Consider the following 18,993-nt stretch of genomic DNA (forward strand, 5'->3'; position numbering starts at 1 on the left):
GTGGGCGCCCGGATCGGCGTCGTCGGCGCCACCGGTCAGGTCGGCGGCGTGATGCGCGCGCTGCTGGCGCAGCGGAATTTCCCGGCTGAGCAGGTGCGGTTCTTCGCCTCGTCGCGCTCGGCGGGCAAGAAGCTGCCGTGGGGCGACGGCGAGATCGTCGTCGAGGACGCGGCCACCGCGGACCCGAACGGCCTGGACATCGCGCTGTTCTCGGCCGGTGCGACGATGTCGCGCGAGCAGGCCCCGCGCTTCGCCGCGGCCGGCGTCACGGTCATCGACAACTCGTCGGCGTGGCGCAAGGATCCCGACGTGCCGCTCGTCGTCTCCGAGGTCAACGGCGAGTTGGCGAAGAACCCGCCCAAGGGGATCATCGCCAACCCCAACTGCACGACGATGGCCGCGATGCCGGTGCTCAAGCCGCTGCACGACGCGGCCGGGCTGCGCCGCCTCATCATCTCCTCGTACCAGGCCGTCTCCGGCAGCGGGTTGGCCGGCGTCGAAGAATTGGCGACGCAGGTCCGCGCTACCGCGGGCGACGCCGAGAAGCTCGTCTACGACGGTTCCTCGGTCGAGTTCCCCGAGCCGGTCAAGTACGTCGCGCCGATCGCGTTCAACGTCGTCCCTCTGGCCGGGTCGATCGTCGACGACGGCTCGGAGGAGACCGACGAGGATCAGAAGCTGCGCAACGAGTCGCGCAAGATCCTCGGCCTGCCCGAGCTACTGGTCAGCGGCACCTGTGTGCGCGTGCCGGTGTTCACCGGCCACTCGCTCTCGATCAACGCCGAGTTCGACGAGTCACTGAGCCCGGACCAGGCGCGCAAGATCCTTGCCGACGCGGCGGGCGTGCAGCTGGCCGAGGTGCCGACGCCGCTGGACGCCGCCGGTAAGGACGTGTCGCTCGTCGGCCGCATCCGGGTCGATCCGGGCGTGCCCGACGGCCGGGGGCTGGCCCTGTTCGTCGCGGGGGACAACCTGCGCAAGGGTGCCGCGCTCAACACGATCCAGATCGCCGAGCTGCTGGTCTAGAACCTGGGGCTATGCGGTGAGCCGTTGGTAGCTCGCCATGATCTTCTCGTCGAGAAGTTCGTTGTTCACGTGATCGATGGCCTCGAGTAGGAGCGGCGCGGGTTCGTCGGAACCCAGCACGACCACCTCGATGGCCTGGAACTTCCGGATCCCGGCCTGGCGCAGGTCGCGGGCGATGTAACCGGACCGGATATGGGTGACGAAGGACTGCATCCGGCGGTGGAAGAGGTCGACGATCGCGGTCTCGTCCGACCCCGGTGGCACCAGACCGTCGTTGCGCATCTCCAGTCGCAGCCATTTCGTCTGACGATCGAGCACGGCGCCGTCGGGCAGTGCCAGATTCCGCGGCGGGGCCGACGGCACCGGTTGCGGCACGGTTGGCGGCATCGCCGCCGGATACGCGGACGCGGCGGGATACCCGGACGCGGCGGGATACCCGGGCGGCGAGGGATAAGCGGGCGCGGAGGGATAAGCGGGCGCCGCGGCAGCGCCGACCGTCGAGAGGTCGACGACCGTCAGCGGTGCCGTGACGAGGGTGCGGAAGTCGAAGCCGAGTAGGTCGGAGAAGACGGCCAGATAGGCGTCCTCGTCGGAATCGCCATCCGCCAGCCGGGCCTCGGCGGGCAACGGCTTGCCCTGCTCGTCGACGATCTCGCCGTTCTGCTCGAGACGGAGTCGGCTGACCGGACCAGCCGCCTCGACGAGATACGTCGACGTGGCCGCGGAGATGGCGACGACGAAGGTCTGCCGACCCAGGCGGGCGCCGAGTTCCTTGATGACCGCACTCCCGGTTGCGGCGGTCACGACCACCAGGTGCGGGCCCACCTGCACGATCCCCGTCTGTCCGGGCCCGATGAGATCGAATGACGTGAGCGGCCCGGAGAGGCCGAGTTCGGCCGGGGTGGTGTGGGTGATGATCCCGAGAGCGGTGTTCCACGACATGGTCGTCAAGCCTAGTGGCGGTCGCGGCACCCCCGCTGGGTACGGGGACCGGGCTAGAGCGCGCGCAGGATCTCGTTGAGCTTCTTGTCCGACGCGGAGACGGCGATGCCCACCGCGGGCTCGACGAGTTTCGCGATGGCGCGTCCGGCCAGGCCGCCGGGGAACTTGTAGTCGATCTCGACGTTGATCTTCGTCGTAGTCGGATCGACCTCGCTGAGCCGCCACCGCGTCTGGTTGTCGAAACCCGACACCGACGAGGTGTCGATCTCGCTGCCCTCGACCCAGCGGGTGATCTCGATGACCGAGTCGACGCGCGCACCGACCTTCATGCGCGACTGGAAACGGGCACCCTCGCCGCGGGTCTGCTCACCCGTCGGAGTGATCTCGGACATGCCGAACATCCACTTAGGCAGGTTCTGCACCGTCGACATGTACTCCCAGACCTTGGCGATCGGGACATCGACGGTGTTTGCGTGGTTGACGTGGCCCATTGCTCTCCCCTTGATCGATCTTTCGTGGCAGCCTAGCCGGTCAGACGCACGGGCGGCCGAACGGGGGATTAGGCTTCCCGACATGAGCGACGAGCAGTGGTACTACGAGATCTCGACGGGAACGGTCACGCAGGGCAAGCACGGCAGCGTCTTCGATCGGATGGGCCCCTACCCCGACGAGGAGACCGCGCGTCGCGCACTGGAGATCGCGAAGGAGCGCAACGCCGCCGCCGACGAGGATGACGCCGACAACTGATCCGCGGACTCGGTAACGTCTCGACCATCACCGCGTATCGATCCGAAAACGCCGGGTTGCGATAGCAAAACGATCCGTTCGGTGTTGTCCCGGCGGCGCTAGCGTGCCGGTATGTCCAGTGTTTCGGCCCGCTCCCGCCGCGCCGCTCTCCGTCGGAGTTCGGTGGTTGCCGTCGGCGCGGCGGCAGCAGTCCTCGGTGGCGTCTGTCCGCCGCCGTCGGCGCAGGCCGCCGACTTCTACACGCCGCCGGCCCAGGTGTCACCGGCCGCGTCGCAACCCGGGACGCTGGTCCGCAGCCAACCCGTCCCGCTGATGCCGCCGCTGCCCGGCACGGCCACGCGGATCATGTACATGACCAGCTACCAGGACAAGACGCCGGTGGCCGCGACGGGCACGGTCGTCGAACCGTTCGCCGGGTGGCGCGGCCCCGGTCCCCGTCCGACGGTGGTCGTCGGGCCGGGTACCGCCGGACAGGGCGACCAGTGTGCCCCGTCCAAGCTGACCGGCACTCCGATCGCGGTGGACCCGGGCAAATCGAGTCTGGCACTGAACTTCGTCCTCCCGGAGATGCTGATCCTGCTCAACAACGGCATCCGCGTCGCCATCCCCGACTACGTCGGCATGGGCACTCCCGGCGTCGCGACCTATCTGAACCGTGCCGAAGGCGCCTACGCGATGATCGACGCCGCCCGTGCGGCACTGTCATTGAAGAACGCTCCGGGTAACTCGCCGATCGCCTTCTCCGGGTACGGCGAGGGTGGTTCGGCCGCGGCTGCGGCCGCCGAAGCCGTCGGCGACTACGCACCGGACCTCGACGTGCGTGCGGCTCACGCGGGTGCGCCGATGATGGACGTGACCAGCACCGTCAACAAGGTGGAGGGCACCCACGACGCCGGCACCATCGGGTACGTGCTGAACGGTCTGGCAGTGCGCTATCCGGCGGTGCGGCCCATCCTCGACCGGGAATTGAATCCGGCGGGCAAGGCCATGCTGGCGGCGGTCGCCGGGCAGTGCGTCGCCGACACCGGCCTCGCCTACGGTGGTCAGCGCTCCACCGCGTGGACCCGTACCGGTGAGTCGATCGGGCAGCTCGTCGCCCGCACCCCCGCCTTGCAGAAGGCCCTCGGCGACCAGCAGATCGGACGCGGGAAGCCGAAGGTGCCCGTGCTGTTGGAGGCCGCTCCGGCCGACGACCTGGTGCCCTTCGCCGACGTCCGGCGCGTCTACGACGCGTGGCGCGGCAAAGGGGTGGCCGTCACGCTCACCACCGAGGGCGTGCCGCCGCTGCTGTCCGGGACGGGTTTGACGCACGCCGCGGCAAAGGTGCCCAGCCTGTTCCCGGCGGCGAGCTACCTGATGTCTGCGTTCGACGGCTGATCGCCGGGTCGCCGTGTGCGACGATGTCGACTATGAAATCTGGTGCGAGAGTGCTGATGATCCTCGGTGCGGTCGTCGCCGTCCTGAGCATCGTCGTCGGCGTGGTCCTGGCCGTGGTCGGGCTGCGTCCGGCCACCCGGATCGAAGCGAAGTCGATACCGGTCGCCGGACCGGGTAACAGCGTCGAGCATCACTTCGACGCCGACGAGAAGATCGTCCTCTACACACCGGGGACCAATGGTCCGTACCAGGAGAGCCCGCCGCGCTGCAGCATCACCGGCGGGTCGGTCAGCCAGACTGCCACCCCCAACAGCTCGGTCACGTTGAGCGGCGTGAACCAGGTGTCCTTCGCCGCCTACACGATCGCGACGGCCGGAACCTATCGGATCACCTGCGACCGAAGCGGCGTGACCATCGCGCCGCCCCTGTCGGTCGGCGGGATACTCGGCGGGGTCGGCGGCATTCTGCTCGCCGTCTTCGGCGGACTCGTGGGCTTGGTGATGTTCGTGGTCGGTCTGGTGGTGACACTGGCCCGGCGCCGAACGCCCCGGGCTCCCGGGCCGCAGGGATTCGCCAGCGGCCCGGTGCCGCCGAACCGGGCGGGTTAGCGCGATGCGCGGCGCTCTCGGCGCGACCGTGGCTGTGCTCGCAACCGTGGCCGTCGTGGCCGTCGTGGCCGTCGTGGCCGTCGCGGCACCGGCTCGGGCGATACCCGTCGATACCGGGCGGGTCGACGTCGGACCGGCCGGGACCTCGCTGATGCACGGCGACCTGGCATCGACCGACTCCACCCCGAACGTCGGCCCCGGTCGGCGCGCGCGCGTGGCCGCGTCGACGGTCCCCGGTGGCGCCTGCGCGGCCACCTTCATCGGCAGCGACGGAATCCCGGTCTCGCTGTGCACCCAGTTCCTCGGGCCAGGGGGAGTGGCGGTGCCGACGGTCACGCTGTTCCACCCGCGCACCGCCTCCGTCCTCGCCCGCCTTCCGCTGACCAAGGGAGGATTGCTCGGCGGGGTCTACGGCTACCTCGACGCGCGCGACCGGGTCGTCGTCGCCGATGGGTCCGGCGCCATCGTGCGGGTCGCCCACCGCGGCGGCCTGGTGTCGCCGCGCCTCGTCGTCGAGGAGCGGGCCTCGCTCGCCGGGCATCTGCCGCGTGGCGACGCGGTGACCGGCCTGAGCCCCGACTATGCCGGACGCGTGTGGTTCGCCAGCACCAACGGGGTCATCGGCACCGTCACCCGCGTCGCGGGTAGGTCGCGGGTCGCCTCGATGCATCTGCCGCGCGGCGAGCAGCTGGGCAACGGCCTCTCGGTGCGCCCGGCCGGGGTCTCGGTGCTGACGACACACGCGCTCTACGAGATGACCGCCGGTGCCGACGGCATCCCGCGGGTCCGGTGGCGCCGCGGCTACGACCGCGGGGCGGCGCGCAAACCCGGCCAGCTCACCTGGGGATCGGGCACCACGCCGACCTACTTCGGACCGCGCGGCGACGATTGGGTGGCCATCGTCGACAGCGCCGACAGGGCACCCAACCTGCTCGTCTACCGCAGCGACGACGGTGGACTCGTCTGCCGGATGCGGGCCTTCGGGCGCAGCGGCCAGGGCACCGAGAACTCGGTGATCGCCCGCGGCCCGACGTCGCTCGTCATCCCCAGCACCTACGGCTATCAGTACCCGCCGATGGCGGAGAGCGGGCCCGCGCGACCGTCGTCGGCACCGTTCGTCGGCGGCTCCACGCGCGTCGACGTGGCGCCCGGCCGCTGTCACCGGGTGTGGGAGAACGGCGACCGCATCGCGTCGTTGCCGAGGCTCTCCCGGGCCGACGGGCTGGTCTACGCACTCGGCTACGGCCCGTACCGGCCGGGGCCGCAGCAGCTCGGCCCGGTCTACCTGATCGGCTCCGACAGTGCCACGGGACGTCGCGTCGTCACCATCCCGGTCGGCACCGGACCCGTCGACGAGCCGCTGGAACTGACCGGCACGATCGCGCGCGACGGCACGCTGTGGCAGGCCACCGTCGGGCGGATGTTGCGGATCGCGCGGGGGTAGACGGGCAGTCCGAGAGCGGTCGGGGGCCCGACCCCGACACACGGCGCGGCGGCAGTGGCAGTATCGAGGGCATGACCGTCCCCGACGATGATCCCGACAAGATCCCCACGCAGGCGGAACTCGACGCGATGGATCTGGCGGAGTTGGCCAGCACCTCGGCCGAATCGAATGTCGCCTATCCGCCCCGCGACGAAGTGCCCGGCCCGCCGCCGAGCGCGCTCAGCCGTGATGCCTGGGTCCTGTGGTGGATCGCCGCCGCCGCGGGTATCGCGTCGGCGGTGTACCTCCTGGCGAACATGGGGGGAGTGATCGACGGATTGAAGCAGCGGTTCCACGGCGAACTCGAGCAGGCCATCGCCGACACCGTGGCCAAGGGGAAGAAGCCGATCAACTCCTCGCCCGACGAGCTCAGCGGACTCGCGCATTTCCTCCCGCCGCTGATGCTGGTGGTGATCGTGCTGTTGCTGGTCGTCGAGTTCGCGCTGCTGCGCGGGATCGCGAACCACCACAGCCGCAACGCCCGCAACCTGTTCCTGGCCGCCGTGCTGATCAACCTGGTTTGCATCCCGACCGGGATGGACCTGCTGCGCTACGACCAGACGGCGCCGACGATGGCGATCATCGGGTGGGTGCAGTTCGCGGCGTTGATCGGCGCGGGTGCGTGCGTGCTGCGGCCCGTGGTGGGCCGCTGGCTGCCGCCGTCGACCGGACTCACCCCGGCCAAGCTGCTGCGCCCGGGAAAGACCTGGCAGCAATGACCCCGCACCGAGGACTGGACCAACCAATAGATGAAGGAGAAGAAGAATGAGTGTTGAGGTTGTGTACCGAGTGACGTCGACCAGTACCGGCGGAGGCCGCGACGGCCACGTGAAGTCCGAGTCCGGACGCATCGATCTCGACCTGCAGCCGCCGGTGGAGATGGGCGGCGGCGGCAAGGGCTCCAACCCCGAGGAGTTGTTCTCCGCCGGATACGCGGCCTGCTTCATGGGGGCGCTGCGCCTCGTCGCGAAGAACGCCGGGGTCACCGTCCCCGACAATGCGAGCGTCACCGTGACCGTCGGCATCGGGAAGGACACCGCCGACGGCGGGTTCGGCCTCACCGCCGACATCAAGGTCGGCCTGCCCGGTCTCGCCCAGGCGCAGGCCGACGAACTGGCCCAGTCCGCGCACGGCGTCTGCCCGTATTCGAAGGCGACGAAGGGCAACATCGCCCATAACGTCACCGCCACGGTCTGAGTTGCGGCCGTGACCGCGATCGGCGGTGGGCGGCAATCACGCCTGGGGTAGCGTGATCAGCGTGAAAGATGCGAATGTGCTCTCCACCGGACTCCCCCTGCTGCTGATCGCGGTCACCCTCGCCGTCGTCGCCTTCGTCGTGTACCGCCGTCGCGAGTCCGCGGCGCTGACGCGCGACGCCGAACTCGCCCGCACCCTGCGCGACGTCGCCGACGGCGATCCCGTCCGGTTGGCGGCCATCGAGGAATTCGAGACCACGGTGTACGAGCGCCTGTTCTACGCGGGCGTCGTCGGACCGAAGCTGCGCAGCGCGGCGTTCTCGCTGCTCGGGCTCGCCCTGTCCTTGGGGCTCGCGGTGAGCCTCGCGCCGCTCGACGGGTTCACCGCGTCGACGGCCAAGATCGTCGCCGCCGTGCTGGCCGTCGTCTTCGGCATCGCGACGCTCGTCTTCGCCGCGTGGGCGGTCTACCACCTGGTGAGCACCCCGCGCGTATCCTTCGTCGAGTCGTACGACGACGAAGACGAACAGTAGTTCCCCGGTCCGCCCCGTGTGGTCGAAACTGTCCCGTCGCCATCACCTCCTGCTCGCAGGCGGGGTGCTCGCGTTGGTCCTCGTGCTGGTCGCCGCGTGGTCGCTGATCGGTGATACGGCCACCGCCCGGTCGACGCAGGTCGAGCCGGTCTCGGTGGCCTACGCGGCGCCGAACGAGCCGCAATCGGTGACGGTGAGTCGGGCGCTGTTCGCCTCGTCGCCGTCGGCCGTGCTCGTGCGCGACGATGCCGCTCCCGACGTGGTGACCCGCGGTATCGAGGCCGCCGGCACGCACCACGTACCCCTGCTCACCGTCGGGCCCTCCTCGGTGGAACCGGTCCGGCGCGAATTGGAGCGACTGGGCGCGCGGACGGTGGCGGCGGTCGAACCGTCGTCGATCCCCGACGTCGGGGTCACCGTCGGCGACCTGCAGACCGTCGCCGATCAGCCCGCGCCCGTCGTCGACCCGACGCTGGTCCTGGTCGCCGAGCGCACCGATCCGGACGAGGTCCCCACGCCAGCGGTCGAGGCCGCCGCCCGAGTTGCGGCGCAGGAAGCGGCGGGCACCGCGACCGCGGCCGGAGCCACCGGCATCGTCGTGAGTCGACCCGATCCCCGCGCCAGCGGGCAGGCGATCGACTTCATCAAGCGCCATCCCAGCGCTCGCGTCGTCGGGATCGGCGGCGAGTTCGGCACCACGGCGCTCCTGGCCGCGAATCTGGACGCGGCCCGACAGGCCCCCGAGCTGCCCGGCGGCGGCTACACGCTGTTCCCGGGACGGCGGATGGTCGCCCTCTACGGATCGCCGGGAGCACCGTCGCTGGGTCCGCTGGGACGGCAAAGCCTGCCGGCGACGGTTGCCCGTGCCCAACGGCTGGCGGCCAGCTATCAGCCGTTCAGCAAGGAGAAGGTGATCCCGGCCTTCGAGATCATCGTCACCGTCGCGTCGGCGTCGCCCGGTCCGGGGAACAGCTACACCAATGTCATCGACCCCAAGGAGATCCTCCCCTGGGTGATCGAGGCCGGGAAGTCGGGGATCTACGTCACGCTGGACCTGCAACCGGGGCGGGTGGACTTCCTCACGCAGGCCAAGTTGTTCACCGCCCTGCTGAAGTACCCGCACGTCGGCCTTGCGCTCGACCCGGAGTGGCGGCTGAAGCCCAACCAGGTCCATCTGACCCAGATCGGCTCGGTGGCCGCGGCCGAGGTCAACCGGGTATCGGACTGGCTGGCCGCACTCGTCCGCGACAACCACCTGCCGCAGAAACTGTTCGTGCTGCACCAGTTCGATTCGGACATGCTGGCCAACCGCGACCGGATCAGCACCGCCCATCCGGAGCTGCAATTCATGGTGCACGCCGACGGCCACGGGACCCCGCCGGTGAAGATGTCGACGTGGAATCGCCTGATCACCGGCCTCTCGCCGGACTATGCGATGGGGTGGAAGAACTTCTACACCGAGGACCACCCGCCGTTCTCGCCGCAGCAGACGATGGCCGTCAAGCCGACCCCGTGGTTCGTCTCCTACCAGTGATCCGTCAGTGATCCGGCGAGCCCCAACCCGATTTCATCCCGGCGATCCGACGCGGTAAGCTGATCCAGGTTTCAATACGGGGTATGGCGCAGCTTGGTAGCGCGCTTCGTTCGGGACGAAGAGGTCGTGGGTTCGAATCCCGCTACCCCGACGCAAGGTTGAGATTGCAGAAGAGGCCCGGCCGGCATTAGCTGGCCGGGCCTCCTCGTTTCCGCGTCGGCCCGCAAACCCAGCACTTCCGGACAAACCCAGCACCCGATTCGGGTCGGGTCTGTCTCAAACTGCGGGGTTTGCCGTCAGATCGGCGATCTCCGCCTCGGTGTCGTCACCGCCGGGGGCGACCGGGGTGAGGGTCAGCAGCGACGCCTCGGGGCGGCAGAAGAAGCGCGCGGGCGCGTACGGCGACGTACCCAGTCCGGCGCTGACGTGCAGACGCATGTGGTTGCCCCACTGCGACGGTCCCTTCACCCGCGAACGGTCGATCTCGCAGTTGGTGACCAGCGCGCCGTAGCCGGGCAGGCAGAGCTGGCCGCCGTGCGTGTGCCCGGCCATCACCAAGTCGTAGCCGTCGTCGGCGAAACGGTCGAGCACCCGCGGCTCGGGGGAGTGGGTCAGGCCGAGGCGGAGCTGTGCGAGCGGGTTGGGACGCCCGGCGATCGTCTCGTACCGATCCCGGTCCAGGTGCGGATCGTCGACGCCGGCCGCGGCGATGCGGATGCCGCCGACCTCGATCTCCTGGGTGCGATGAGTGGCGTCGAGCCAGCCGCGCTCGACGAAGGCCGCCCGTAGATCGCGCCACGGCAGTGGCTCGCCGTGGCGGCGCTCGTGCTCGGTGTCGAAATACTTCAGCGGGTTCTTCGGCGTCGGGCCGAAGTAGTCGTTGGAGCCGAAGACGAACAGACCCGGACGGGCCAGCAGGCCGTCGAGGGCCTGGATCACGGCCGGTACGGCGTTCGGGTGGGCCAGGTTGTCACCGGTGTTGACCACCAGATCCGGTTCCAGGGTGGCGAGCTCGGCGACCCAAGCCTGCTTCAAGTATTGGTTGGGCATCATGTGCAGGTCGCTGATGTGCAGGACGCGCAGCGGCGTCGACCCCGGCTCCAGAACCGGCAGCGTGGCGTGGCGCAGCGCGAAGGCGTTGCGCTCGATCACCGTCGCGTAGAACAGTCCGGCCACCCCTGCACCCACCGTCGCCGCGGCGGCCCGACCCACGGGCGTGGAGACGATAGAACTCAGCAGGCGGGGCAACGAGCGATCTGACATGGATTCCAGGATACGCCGGGGCCTCGACACGCACTGTCGCCCAGCGGCTCAGATGCGCCCGCTCGCCCCTGGATCACCGATCAGCCGGGGATCTGGATGACCACCGGTCCGACGCCGGGAACCTCGACGGTGGTCTCGGTCGGGCCGGAACTGCCCGACCGCTTCCCGTCGCTCACGTAGATGGTGATCGTGCTGCCCGGCATCGCCGAATCCGACGGTGCGGTGAACACCACCGAACCCTTCGGTCGCGAGCTCGACGCCTCCAGCTGTGTCACCTGGAAACCGGCCCGCTGCAGGCGCGCCGTGGCCTCGCTCGCGGGCAGCCCGGTCACGTTGGGGACCCGGCCGCGCGGACTGCCCATCATGTACTCGGGCGGGTTGGGCGGCAGGAAGGTCGGGCCGAACTTCGAGGCGACCGGCCCCATCGCGGCGAACCACGTGCGGGCCGGCTCGCTGCCGCCGTAGAGGTTGCCGTAGCCACATTGGCGCAGCGGGCCGGAGCACAGTTCGGCGGGCGTCGGGCCGTCGTTGTAGGCGTAGACGGCGGCCGCCAGGTTGTTGGTGAAGCCGAGGAAGGCCGACGAGCGGTGCGCCTCGGTGGTACCCGTCTTGCTCGACAGCGGCAGCCCCCAACCGGAGCCGCGCGCGGCCGCGGCAGCGGTGCCGCCGCCCTGGTCGTCCTTGCTCAGCAGATTGGCCATCGCGTGGGCGAGGTTCTTGTCGACCACCTGCTCACACTTCGGCGGGGCGAAGGGCACGGTCGCGACGGCCGGCTTCCCGTCGGGCCCGATGATCAGGTTGCCGTATCGGTCGCGCTTGACCTTGCTGATCCCGGCGATCGGGTTCGGCGGGCACCAGGTGCCGCCGGAGGCGAGGGTGGCCGCCACGTTGGACAGCTCGAGGGCGTTCACCGCGAACGGGCCGAGGGTGAAGGAGCCGAGGTTGCCCTGTTTGACGTAGGTCGCGATCGACTTGTCGCCGAAGCCCGACGAACCGGGCACCGTGTAGCTGCGCAGGCCGAGGCGGACCGCCATGTCGACCGTCGGGGAGACCCCGACGCGCTGCAGCAGCTTCACGAAAGCCGTGTTGGGCGACTGCGCGAGCGCGTTCTGCAGGGTCATCGACGCCGGGTACTTGCCGTCGTTCTTGACGCAGTAGTAGCTCTCCGGGCAGCCGTTGGTGCCGCCGCTGTTACCCATCCCGGTGACGGCGAGGGTCGCGGGGACGGGGATCACCGAGGTCGACGGGATGCCCTTCTCCAGCGCGGTCGCGACGGTGAAGACCTTGAACACCGAGCCGGCGCCGTCGCCCACCAGGGAGAACGGCTGCGGCTGAACGGTCTCACCCTGCTTGAGGCGCAGACCGTAGTTGCGCGAGGACCCCATCGCCACCAGGTCATGCGACTTGGAGCCGGGCCGGATCACGCTGGAGACCTGGGCCACGCCCTCGGCGTTCGGGCTGGAGTAGGACTGCAGGGCCGCGACCGTCGAGCGCTGCACGGCCGGGTCGAGAGTGGTGCGGATCGTGTACCCGCCGCGCAGGACCGTGTTGCGCGACATCCCGTTCTCGGCGAGGAACTTCAACGCGTAGTCGCAGAGGAAGCCGCTGTTGCCCGCGGAGATGCATCCCTGCGGGACCGTCTTCGGCTGCGGGAGGGTGCCGAGCGGCAGCTTCTTCGCGTTCTCCAACTCCTCGCGGCGGTTGGGGAAGTTGTTGATCATCTGGTCGAGCACCAGGTTGCGGCGCTCCGTCGCCCCCTGGGGGTTCGTGTACGGGTTGAGCGCCGTACTCGACTGCACCATGCCGGCGAGCAGCGCCGCCTGCTCAACGCGCAGATCCTTGGCCGGGATGCCGAAGTATGTCTGCGCCGCCGCTTCGATGCCGAAGGCGTTGTTGCCGAAGGGGACCGTGTTCAGGTAGCGGGTGACGATCTGCTTCTTCGCCTCCTGCTTCGCCTCGGTCGGGCCGAGACCGCGCTCGCGGCGTGCCTGGGCCTCCATCGACTGTTCCATGGTGAGCGCCATCCGCACCTCGCGCAGCTTGCGCGCGGGGGTGGTGGCCGTGGCGGCCTGCTTCTCCGCCTCGGTCTTGGCGAGGACGAACAGCTGGTAGTTCTTGATGTACTGCTGGTCCAGGGTCGACGCACCCTGCTGCACCTCGCCGCTCGACGAGTTGCGCAGCGCCGCGCGGATGGTGCCCTTCCAATCGACGCCGTCGTGGTCGAAGAACCGTCGGTCCTCGATGGAGACGATGGCGCGGATCATATCCGGCGCGATGTCGTTGAACCCGACCTGGAATCGGTACTGGTCGTAGAGGAAGGCGATGGGCCGACCGGTCACATCGGTCATCGTGGTCACTTCCGGCACGTTGCCGTTCAGCAGCTCCGACGAGACGTTCTCCATCGCGGCGGCCGCCCGGTTCGACGCGACGCCGAGCCCGCCGGCGATCGGGAAGAGCAAACCGGCGACGAGGACACCCGAGACGAGCATCGCCAGGGCGAGGCGTCCCAGCCTGGTCTTGGTCTCGTGCGACATGCGGGCAACTGTGGTGGGCGACACGCCCATCAGGATACGGGGGATTCCCGAGAAGCCGGTAAGCGCACGCCGTGACCGTCTTGTGATCATCGGCCTGCGCCTAGGGAATCCCTGTGAACAGGGGCGTTTGCTGCGGGTTAGCACGAATGTCCCAGTTTTCCCATCCGGGTCTTGCATTCTTGGCGGCGTGCTACATAGATTTGACCTCGGGTGTGACCTACACAACAGATCGGATCGAGTATGACTCCGGTTATGTGTGCGGGAAATTTGGTAACGAGGCAGACAGGGACTGGTAATGACGCCAACGACACTGACCACCGGGGAATCTGAAGCGCGACAGGCATGGGTCTCGCAAGCGAAGTGTCGCGGTGAGGACCCCGATCAGCTGTTCGTACGCGGTGCCGCCCAGCGCAAGGCCGCGACGATCTGCCGCCACTGCCCGGTCCAGCTCGAATGCGGCGCCGATGCGCTCGACAACCGCGTGGAATTCGGCGTCTGGGGCGGTATGACCGAGCGTCAGCGTCGCGCACTCCTGCGCCAGCATCCCGACGTCACCTCGTGGGCCTCCTTCTTCGAGGCCCAGCGCCGCCGCCATCGCGCCGACGTCGGCTAGCGCGGTCTCGATACGCCTTGGTCTCGATACACCTTCTCGGCTAGCGCCTCGAAGGCACTCGACCAGCGCGACTAGCGCGGTCTCGATACACCGACTCGGCTAGCGCCTCGTCGGCACTCGACCACCGTCTATGGCGCTCGACCAGCGTCTATGGCGCTCGACCAGCGTCTATGGCGCTCGACCAGCGTCTATGGCGCTCGACCAGCGTCTATGGCGCTCGACCACCGTCTATGGCACTCGACCACCGTCTATGGCACTCGACCACCGACTACGGCACTCGACCACCGTCGCCGCGAGCCGATTGGTCAGCCGCGGGCGGTGATCTGCTCGGCTACGGCACGCAGGGCCTTGGAGTCGGCGACCTCGAACGGCAGGGCGGGAACGCCGACTATCGGCACCGCGGGGTGGACCGTGGTGAACCGGCCCAGTAGATCCAGCTCTCGACGACCCGTCGCAGCGCGCAACGCGTGAACCTCCAGCACGCCGCGGGTCAGATCGTCCTTCATCTTCTCCGCGGCCGCGTTCGCGGCGGCCTCCGAGATCGTCGTCAGGTTCGGATGGGTCCGGTTGACGATCAGACCCGCCAGCGGCATCTTCTCCGTCGACAGCCGGTCGACGAAGAAGGCCGCCTCGCGCAGGGCGTCGGGTTCGGGCGCGGCGACGACGGCGAATTGCGTTCCCGGCTGGTTGAGCAGGTCATAGGTCCGCGCCGAGCGCTCCTGGAATCCGCCGAACATCGAGTCAAGCGACTGCACGAAGGTCGCGACGTCGCGCAGCGTCTCGCCGCCGATGATCGTCGAGACGCCCTTCATCGCGATGCCGACGGCGCCGGTGACGACCCGCCCCACACCGCGACCGCCGCCGATCAGCACTTTGCTCAGCCGGCCGGAGAGGAAGGAGCCGAGCCGCTGGGGGGCGTCGAGGAAGTCCAGCGCATTCCGTGACGGAGGAGTATCGACGACGATCAGATCCCAGCGGTTCTCCTCCAGGAGCTTGCCGAGCTTCTCCATCGCCATGTACTCCTGCGTGCCGGAGAAGGAGGAGGCGACGGTTTGGTAGAAGGAGTTCGCCATGATCGCCTCGGCGCGCTCGGGCGTCGAGTGCTCGTAGACCATGTCGTCGAAGGTCCGGCGCATGTCGAGCATCATCGCGTCGAGGCTGCCGGTGCCCTTGATCGGTTTGCCGCCGTCGTCGGTCAGCGGGACCGGTTGGGGTTCGTTGGTCAGTGAGTCCACGCCCAGCGACTGGGCCAGCCGCTTGGCCGGGTCGATGGTCAGCACCGCGACCTTGCGACCGTTCTCGGCGGCGTAGAGCGCCATCGCCGCGGCCGTCGTCGTCTTGCCGACGCCGCCCGCACCGCAGCAGATCACGACCTTGGTATCGGGGGAACGGAGGACCGCCCCCATCTTCAGCACCTCGGTCATCAGACTCCCGCCTCCCGCAGCACCTGCGCCAAGTCGTAAACGGTGGACACGTCGTGGCTGTTGAGGTTCGGCAGCTCGACGGTGGCGATCGGGGAACCCGGCGAGTGCTCGACGGTGTCGAGCTGACCGGAGGCGACCTGCTGCGCCTGGTAGCGGATCGCGTGCTCGATCGACTCGGTCAACAGGCCGGCCAGCCCGTCCTGGTCGAGGTCGATCCCGGCCTTGTCCAGCTGGGCCTTGATCCGCTTGGCGTCGATCTGCCCCTCGGCGATGTCGTCGACGTCGGAGTCGGGCAGGAGTTCGGGGACCACGCGGTTGACGAAGATCGCGCCGACGCGCAGGTCTTTGCCGCGCAGCTCGTCGACGGCCTCGATGGTCTCCTGGACCGGCATCGCCTCCAGCAGCGTGACCAGGTGGACCGCGGTGTCGGGGGAGTGCAGCAGCTTGGTCACGCCGTCGCTCTGCTTGCGGATCGGACCGGTCTTGGTGAGGTCGGCCATCGCCTGCGTGACGTCGAGGAAGTTGCCGATGCGGCCGGTGGGCGGGGAATCGACGACGACGGCGTCGTAGATCCGCTCACCCTTCTTGTCGGTCGCGATGATCCGCTCTTTGATCTTGCCGGTGAGGATCACGTCGCGCAGTCCCGGCGCGACCGTCGTGACGAAGTCGATGGCGCCGATGCGCTTCATCGCCCGACCGGCGAATCCGAGGTTGTAGAACATGTCGAGGTATTCCAGCAGCGCGTATTCGATGTCGATGGCCAGCCCGTAGATCTCGCCGCCCTCGACGGTGGCGACCAGCGAATCGGTCGGCGGCAACGGCGGCCGGTCGAAGAGCTGCGCAATGCCTTGGCGCTCTTCGCATTCCACCAGCAGCACCTTCTTGCCCTCTTGGGCCAGGGCCAAGGCGAGGGCGCCGGCGACGGTCGTCTTGCCGGTGCCGCCCTTCCCGGAGATGAAATGGAGGCGGGCCCGTTTGGCGATCGGGGGCCAGGTACCGGCGGAGAAGCGAGCGGTCGAGTCCGCCTTCGGCGCCCCGGCGCGCGCTGTCGAGTCGTTACCGTCGTTGGTGACCACGAGGTAAAGCCTAGCGGCGACGGTTCCGACGGATACCCTGGACTCTATGAGTGAGTCATCTTCTGTTTCCCGCCCGGCGTGGGAGTACGCGACCGTTCCGCTACTGACCCATGCGACCAAGCAGATCCTGGACCAATGGGGTGCCGACGGATGGGAACTCGTCAGCGTGCTGCCGGGCCCGACCGGCGAGCAGCATGTCGCGTACCTCAAGCGGGTGGCGGGGTAGCGGCATGGGGACGTGGACGTCGCGACTTTCCGAACTGGGGCTGACCCTGCCGCCGGTGGTCCCGCCGCTCGCGGCATACCAACCGGCGGTCCGGACCGGCAATCTCGTCTACACGGCGGGGCAGCTGCCGATGGTCGACGGTGAGCTGATGACCCGCGGCAAGGTCGCCGAGGGGGCCGAGGGAATCGTGTCGCCGCAGGAGGCGCAGGCCGCGGCCAAGCAGGCCGCGCTCAACGCCCTCGCGGCCATCGACGCCCTGGTGGGCCTCGACTCGATCGTGCGGGTGGTCAAGGTGGTCGGCTTCGTCGCCTCGGCCGACGGGTTCTCCGGTCAGCCGGGCGTCGTCAACGGGGCGTCGGAGGTGCTCGGCGAGATCTTCGGCGAGGCGGGCCGACATGCCCGGTCGGCGGTCGGGGTCAACCAACTTCCCCTCGGCGCACCGGTGGAAGTCGAGCTGATCGTGGAAGTGGCACCGTGAGTGCGGCGGCCCGGGAGGGCACTGCGCCGGACGCGGACCCGACCGGGCCGCCGACCCACCCGGCCTACGGCACACTGCGCGAGGTCACCCCGTTCGCGTCGGTCATCCTCTGCGACAACCCGGGAATGATGGAGCTGGACGGGACCAACACCTGGATCCTGCGCGCCCCGGGCCACCCGGACTGCGTCGTCGTCGATCCCGGGCCCCGCAAACACAAGAAGCACGTCAAAGCCGTCGCCGCGACCGGCAATGTGGTCCTGACGCTGATCACCCACCGCCACCACGATCACATCGGCGCGATCGGCGCGCTGTACAAGCGGACCGGCGCCCCCGTGCGGGCCAAGCGCCCCAGCCTCTGCCGCGACGCCAAGCCCCTCGTCGACCGCGAGGTCATCAAGGCCGCCGGGCTGCGCATCACCGTGCTCTCGACCCCGGGTCACACCGGTGATTCGATGAGCTTCCTCGTTGAATACGACGGTCAGCGGGCCATGCTCACCGGCGACACCATCCTCGGTTCGGGCACCACCGTCCTCGACCCGCGCGACGGCGGCCTGCGCGACTATCTCAACTCGGTCAACCGGCTGATCGTCGAGGGCAGCGGACCGATGGAATCGGCCACCGCACTGCTACCCGGGCACGGCCCCGATCATCCCGACCTCGTCCCGGTCGCCCGGTACTACAAACAGCACCGGGAGGAGCGCATCGACCAGATCCGTGCCGCGCTCGACGCGATGGGGGTCAACGCGCGCGACGCCAAGCCGATGAAGGTGGTGCGCCGCGTCTACTCCGACGTCGACAAGAAGCTGTGGCCGGCCGCGCGGATGTCGGTCAAGGCGCAGCTGGAGTATCTCCGCGAGGAGTGAGCGCTATCGCGCGCGGTCAGGCATTCGCGCTATCGCGCGCGACGGGCCAGGCGCTCGGAGTCGGCGATGAGGACGCTCTTGCCCTCGAGGCGCAGCCAGCCGCGCTGGGCGAAATCGGCCAGCGCCTTGTTGACCGTCTCGCGCGAGGCACCGACGAGCTGGGCGATCTCTTCCTGGGTCAGGTCGTGCGTCACGCGCAGCGAACCGTTCTCCTGGGTGCCGAACCGCTGGGCGAGCTGCAGCAGCTGCTTGGCGACGCGACCGGGGACGTCGGTGAAGATCAGGTCGGCCAGGTTGTTGTTGGTGCGGCGCAGACGGCGGGCCAACACGCGCAGCAGCTGCTCGGCGATCTCCGGGCGGTCCTTGATCCAGGCCTTCAGCGCGTCGCGGTCCATCGAGACCGCCTTCACCTCGGTCACGGTCGTCGCCGACGACGTGCGCGGGCCCGGGTCGAAGATGGACAGCTCGCCGAACATGTCCGACGGTCCCATGATCGTCAGCAGATTCTCGCGCCCGTCGGGGGAGCGGCGCCCGAGCTTCACCTTGCCGCTCTGGATGATGAAGAGGCGGTCGCCGGGCTCGCCCTCGTGGAAGATCACATGTCCGCGGGGGAATTCGACCGGTTGGAGCTGCTGGGACAGCGCTGCGACCGCGCTGGGCTCGACACCCTGGAAAATGCCAGCCCTGGCCAGTACGTCGTCCACAGTTAACCTCTCTGTTGCCTCACACAAATACGGGGGCACCGTGCCCACCGAACCTCAAAACCACAGGCTACTGGAAACTCGGGCCGAAATGTTGGATGGGTCACGTTTGACCACGGGAAAGTCTCAGCTGGCGCGCCGGGCGCTGGCGGCGGACTCGCCCGTCGTCGGCAGGACCGCGACACTCGCCACGTCGTCGCGACGGGTGTCCCGTGCGCGCGGATCGGTGAGCAGGCTGTCGACCTGGTCCGGGCTGACGGCGCCGGATCCCCTCGTCACCCGGTTCTCGAGCCGCTCCATGCCGAGGGCGAAGAGCATGAGAACCAATGGGTAGAGGAGGGTCGCCAGTCCTTGCATGGGAAACAGTAA

General features: G+C 69.0%; 21 protein-coding genes and 1 tRNA gene. 14 read left to right on the forward strand and 8 right to left on the reverse strand.

The genetic code is table 11. The annotated features are described in order from the left end of the window. Complete coding sequence (locus tag HUN08_RS01525; protein ID WP_124245883.1) at positions 1-1,026, forward strand: aspartate-semialdehyde dehydrogenase; 1,026 nt, start codon at positions 1-3, stop codon at positions 1,024-1,026. 9 nt (positions 1,027-1,035) lie between these two features. Here the strand turns inward: HUN08_RS01525 and HUN08_RS01530 are convergent, their stop codons facing one another. Both HUN08_RS01530 and HUN08_RS01535 read right to left on the reverse strand, forming a co-directional pair. Then, the gene (locus HUN08_RS01530; protein WP_124245882.1) at positions 1,036-1,968 is read right to left on the reverse strand and encodes a hypothetical protein; all 933 of its coding nucleotides are present in this window, start codon (positions 1,966-1,968) and stop codon (positions 1,036-1,038) included. 53 nt (positions 1,969-2,021) lie between these two features. Next, complete coding sequence (locus tag HUN08_RS01535; protein ID WP_165353362.1) at positions 2,022-2,459, reverse strand: SRPBCC family protein; 438 nt, start codon at positions 2,457-2,459, stop codon at positions 2,022-2,024. A gap of 82 nt (positions 2,460-2,541) precedes the next feature. Between HUN08_RS01535 and HUN08_RS01540 the strand changes: the two genes are divergently transcribed. The 9 genes from HUN08_RS01540 to HUN08_RS01580 all read left to right on the forward strand — a co-directional run bounded on the left by HUN08_RS01540 (position 2,542) and on the right by HUN08_RS01580 (position 9,597). Then, entirely contained in the window at positions 2,542-2,715 is a 174-nt protein-coding gene (locus tag HUN08_RS01540; RefSeq protein WP_165353361.1) for a hypothetical protein, read from the forward strand. A 111-nt stretch (positions 2,716-2,826) separates the two neighbouring features. Further along, positions 2,827-4,092 (forward strand): lipase family protein, encoded by a 1,266-nt coding sequence (locus HUN08_RS01545; RefSeq protein ID WP_124245880.1) that lies wholly within the window; start codon positions 2,827-2,829, stop codon positions 4,090-4,092. A 32-nt stretch (positions 4,093-4,124) separates the two neighbouring features. Further along, complete coding sequence (locus HUN08_RS01550; RefSeq protein ID WP_124245879.1) at positions 4,125-4,700, forward strand: hypothetical protein; 576 nt, start codon at positions 4,125-4,127, stop codon at positions 4,698-4,700. A 4-nt stretch (positions 4,701-4,704) separates the two neighbouring features. Further along, entirely contained in the window at positions 4,705-6,144 is a 1,440-nt protein-coding gene (locus tag HUN08_RS01555) for a hypothetical protein (protein ID WP_124245878.1), read from the forward strand. Positions 6,145-6,215: 71 nt separating this feature from the next. Then, the gene (locus HUN08_RS01560) at positions 6,216-6,902 is read left to right on the forward strand and encodes a hypothetical protein (protein WP_124245877.1); all 687 of its coding nucleotides are present in this window, start codon (positions 6,216-6,218) and stop codon (positions 6,900-6,902) included. Positions 6,903-6,948: 46 nt separating this feature from the next. Further along, entirely contained in the window at positions 6,949-7,380 is a 432-nt protein-coding gene (locus HUN08_RS01565; RefSeq protein ID WP_124245876.1) for an organic hydroperoxide resistance protein, read from the forward strand. 61 nt (positions 7,381-7,441) lie between these two features. Next, the gene (locus HUN08_RS01570; RefSeq protein ID WP_301546837.1) at positions 7,442-7,912 is read left to right on the forward strand and encodes a hypothetical protein; all 471 of its coding nucleotides are present in this window, start codon (positions 7,442-7,444) and stop codon (positions 7,910-7,912) included. Between the two features lie 16 nt (positions 7,913-7,928). Beyond that, complete coding sequence (locus HUN08_RS01575; RefSeq protein ID WP_124245874.1) at positions 7,929-9,446, forward strand: hypothetical protein; 1,518 nt, start codon at positions 7,929-7,931, stop codon at positions 9,444-9,446. Between the two features lie 77 nt (positions 9,447-9,523). After that, positions 9,524-9,597 (forward strand) — tRNA-Pro (locus HUN08_RS01580). Positions 9,598-9,722: 125 nt separating this feature from the next. Here the strand turns inward: HUN08_RS01580 and HUN08_RS01585 are convergent. After that, positions 9,723-10,709: a metallophosphoesterase gene (locus tag HUN08_RS01585; protein ID WP_124245873.1), complete on the reverse strand. Its 987-nt coding sequence runs from the start codon at positions 10,707-10,709 to the stop codon at positions 9,723-9,725. 80 nt (positions 10,710-10,789) lie between these two features. Beyond that, positions 10,790-13,243, reverse strand: a complete 2,454-nt coding sequence (locus tag HUN08_RS01590; protein ID WP_165353360.1) for a transglycosylase domain-containing protein — start codon at positions 13,241-13,243, stop codon at positions 10,790-10,792. 295 nt (positions 13,244-13,538) lie between these two features. Here HUN08_RS01590 and HUN08_RS01595 point away from each other — a divergent pair, with 295 nt between their 5' ends. Beyond that, positions 13,539-13,856, forward strand: a complete 318-nt coding sequence (locus HUN08_RS01595; protein WP_124245871.1) for a WhiB family transcriptional regulator — start codon at positions 13,539-13,541, stop codon at positions 13,854-13,856. Positions 13,857-14,161: 305 nt separating this feature from the next. Here the strand turns inward: HUN08_RS01595 and HUN08_RS01600 are convergent, their stop codons facing one another. Next, positions 14,162-15,280 (reverse strand): ArsA family ATPase, encoded by a 1,119-nt coding sequence (locus HUN08_RS01600; RefSeq protein WP_124245870.1) that lies wholly within the window; start codon positions 15,278-15,280, stop codon positions 14,162-14,164. Next, positions 15,280-16,263, reverse strand: coding sequence for an ArsA-related P-loop ATPase (locus HUN08_RS01605; RefSeq protein ID WP_124246230.1), 984 nt, complete (start codon positions 16,261-16,263; stop codon positions 15,280-15,282). Before HUN08_RS01605 ends, HUN08_RS01600 begins: the two co-directional genes overlap by 1 nt. Before the next feature lie 139 nt (positions 16,264-16,402). Here HUN08_RS01605 and HUN08_RS01610 point away from each other — a divergent pair, with 139 nt between their 5' ends. From HUN08_RS01610 to HUN08_RS01620, 3 genes are read left to right on the forward strand one after another with little or no spacing between them, the layout of a single operon-like run. Continuing rightward, positions 16,403-16,582, forward strand: a complete 180-nt coding sequence (locus HUN08_RS01610; RefSeq protein WP_124245869.1) for a DUF4177 domain-containing protein — start codon at positions 16,403-16,405, stop codon at positions 16,580-16,582. A gap of 4 nt (positions 16,583-16,586) precedes the next feature. Continuing rightward, entirely contained in the window at positions 16,587-17,060 is a 474-nt protein-coding gene (locus tag HUN08_RS01615; protein ID WP_124245868.1) for a RidA family protein, read from the forward strand. Continuing rightward, positions 17,057-17,923 carry an MBL fold metallo-hydrolase gene (locus HUN08_RS01620; RefSeq protein WP_124245867.1) on the forward strand — a complete coding sequence of 289 codons (867 nt, stop codon included), beginning with the start codon at positions 17,057-17,059 and terminating at the stop codon, positions 17,921-17,923. Before HUN08_RS01615 ends, HUN08_RS01620 begins: the two co-directional genes overlap by 4 nt. 29 nt (positions 17,924-17,952) lie before the next feature. Here HUN08_RS01620 and HUN08_RS01625 read toward each other — a convergent pair whose 3' ends face one another. Together HUN08_RS01625 and HUN08_RS01630 are read right to left on the reverse strand one after the other, a co-directional pair. Beyond that, entirely contained in the window at positions 17,953-18,627 is a 675-nt protein-coding gene (locus HUN08_RS01625; protein ID WP_124245866.1) for a Crp/Fnr family transcriptional regulator, read from the reverse strand. Positions 18,628-18,750: 123 nt separating this feature from the next. Then, positions 18,751-18,981 carry a hypothetical protein gene (locus HUN08_RS01630; protein WP_124245865.1) on the reverse strand — a complete coding sequence of 77 codons (231 nt, stop codon included), beginning with the start codon at positions 18,979-18,981 and terminating at the stop codon, positions 18,751-18,753. Between the last annotated feature and the right edge of the window lie 12 nt (positions 18,982-18,993).

It is taken from the genome of Gordonia sp. X0973 (assembly GCF_013348785.1).
In the GTDB taxonomy this organism is placed as follows: Bacteria; Actinomycetota; Actinomycetes; order Mycobacteriales; family Mycobacteriaceae; genus Gordonia.

What these genes read in the sequence shown, in the direction of transcription:
- HUN08_RS01585 (WP_124245873.1), bottom strand. Translation starts at nt 10,709, where the DNA reads ATGTCAGATCGCTCGTTGCCCCGCCTGCTGAGTTCTATCGTCTCCACG.
- HUN08_RS01600 (WP_124245870.1), bottom strand. Translation starts at nt 15,280, where the DNA reads ATGACCGAGGTGCTGAAGATGGGGGCGGTCCTCCGTTCCCCCGATACC.
- HUN08_RS01630 (WP_124245865.1), bottom strand. Translation starts at nt 18,981, where the DNA reads ATGCAAGGACTGGCGACCCTCCTCTACCCATTGGTTCTCATGCTCTTC.
- HUN08_RS01530 (WP_124245882.1), bottom strand. Translation starts at nt 1,968, where the DNA reads ATGTCGTGGAACACCGCTCTCGGGATCATCACCCACACCACCCCGGCC.
- HUN08_RS01590 (WP_165353360.1), bottom strand. Translation starts at nt 13,243, where the DNA reads ATGTCGCACGAGACCAAGACCAGGCTGGGACGCCTCGCCCTGGCGATG.
- HUN08_RS01565 (WP_124245876.1), top strand. Translation starts at nt 6,949, where the DNA reads ATGAGTGTTGAGGTTGTGTACCGAGTGACGTCGACCAGTACCGGCGGA.
- HUN08_RS01595 (WP_124245871.1), top strand. Translation starts at nt 13,539, where the DNA reads ATGACGCCAACGACACTGACCACCGGGGAATCTGAAGCGCGACAGGCA.
- HUN08_RS01550 (WP_124245879.1), top strand. Translation starts at nt 4,125, where the DNA reads ATGAAATCTGGTGCGAGAGTGCTGATGATCCTCGGTGCGGTCGTCGCC.
- HUN08_RS01610 (WP_124245869.1), top strand. Translation starts at nt 16,403, where the DNA reads ATGAGTGAGTCATCTTCTGTTTCCCGCCCGGCGTGGGAGTACGCGACC.
- HUN08_RS01560 (WP_124245877.1), top strand. Translation starts at nt 6,216, where the DNA reads ATGACCGTCCCCGACGATGATCCCGACAAGATCCCCACGCAGGCGGAA.
- HUN08_RS01535 (WP_165353362.1), bottom strand. Translation starts at nt 2,459, where the DNA reads ATGGGCCACGTCAACCACGCAAACACCGTCGATGTCCCGATCGCCAAG.
- HUN08_RS01555 (WP_124245878.1), top strand. Translation starts at nt 4,705, where the DNA reads ATGCGCGGCGCTCTCGGCGCGACCGTGGCTGTGCTCGCAACCGTGGCC.
- HUN08_RS01615 (WP_124245868.1), top strand. Translation starts at nt 16,587, where the DNA reads ATGGGGACGTGGACGTCGCGACTTTCCGAACTGGGGCTGACCCTGCCG.
- HUN08_RS01545 (WP_124245880.1), top strand. Translation starts at nt 2,827, where the DNA reads ATGTCCAGTGTTTCGGCCCGCTCCCGCCGCGCCGCTCTCCGTCGGAGT.
- HUN08_RS01540 (WP_165353361.1), top strand. Translation starts at nt 2,542, where the DNA reads ATGAGCGACGAGCAGTGGTACTACGAGATCTCGACGGGAACGGTCACG.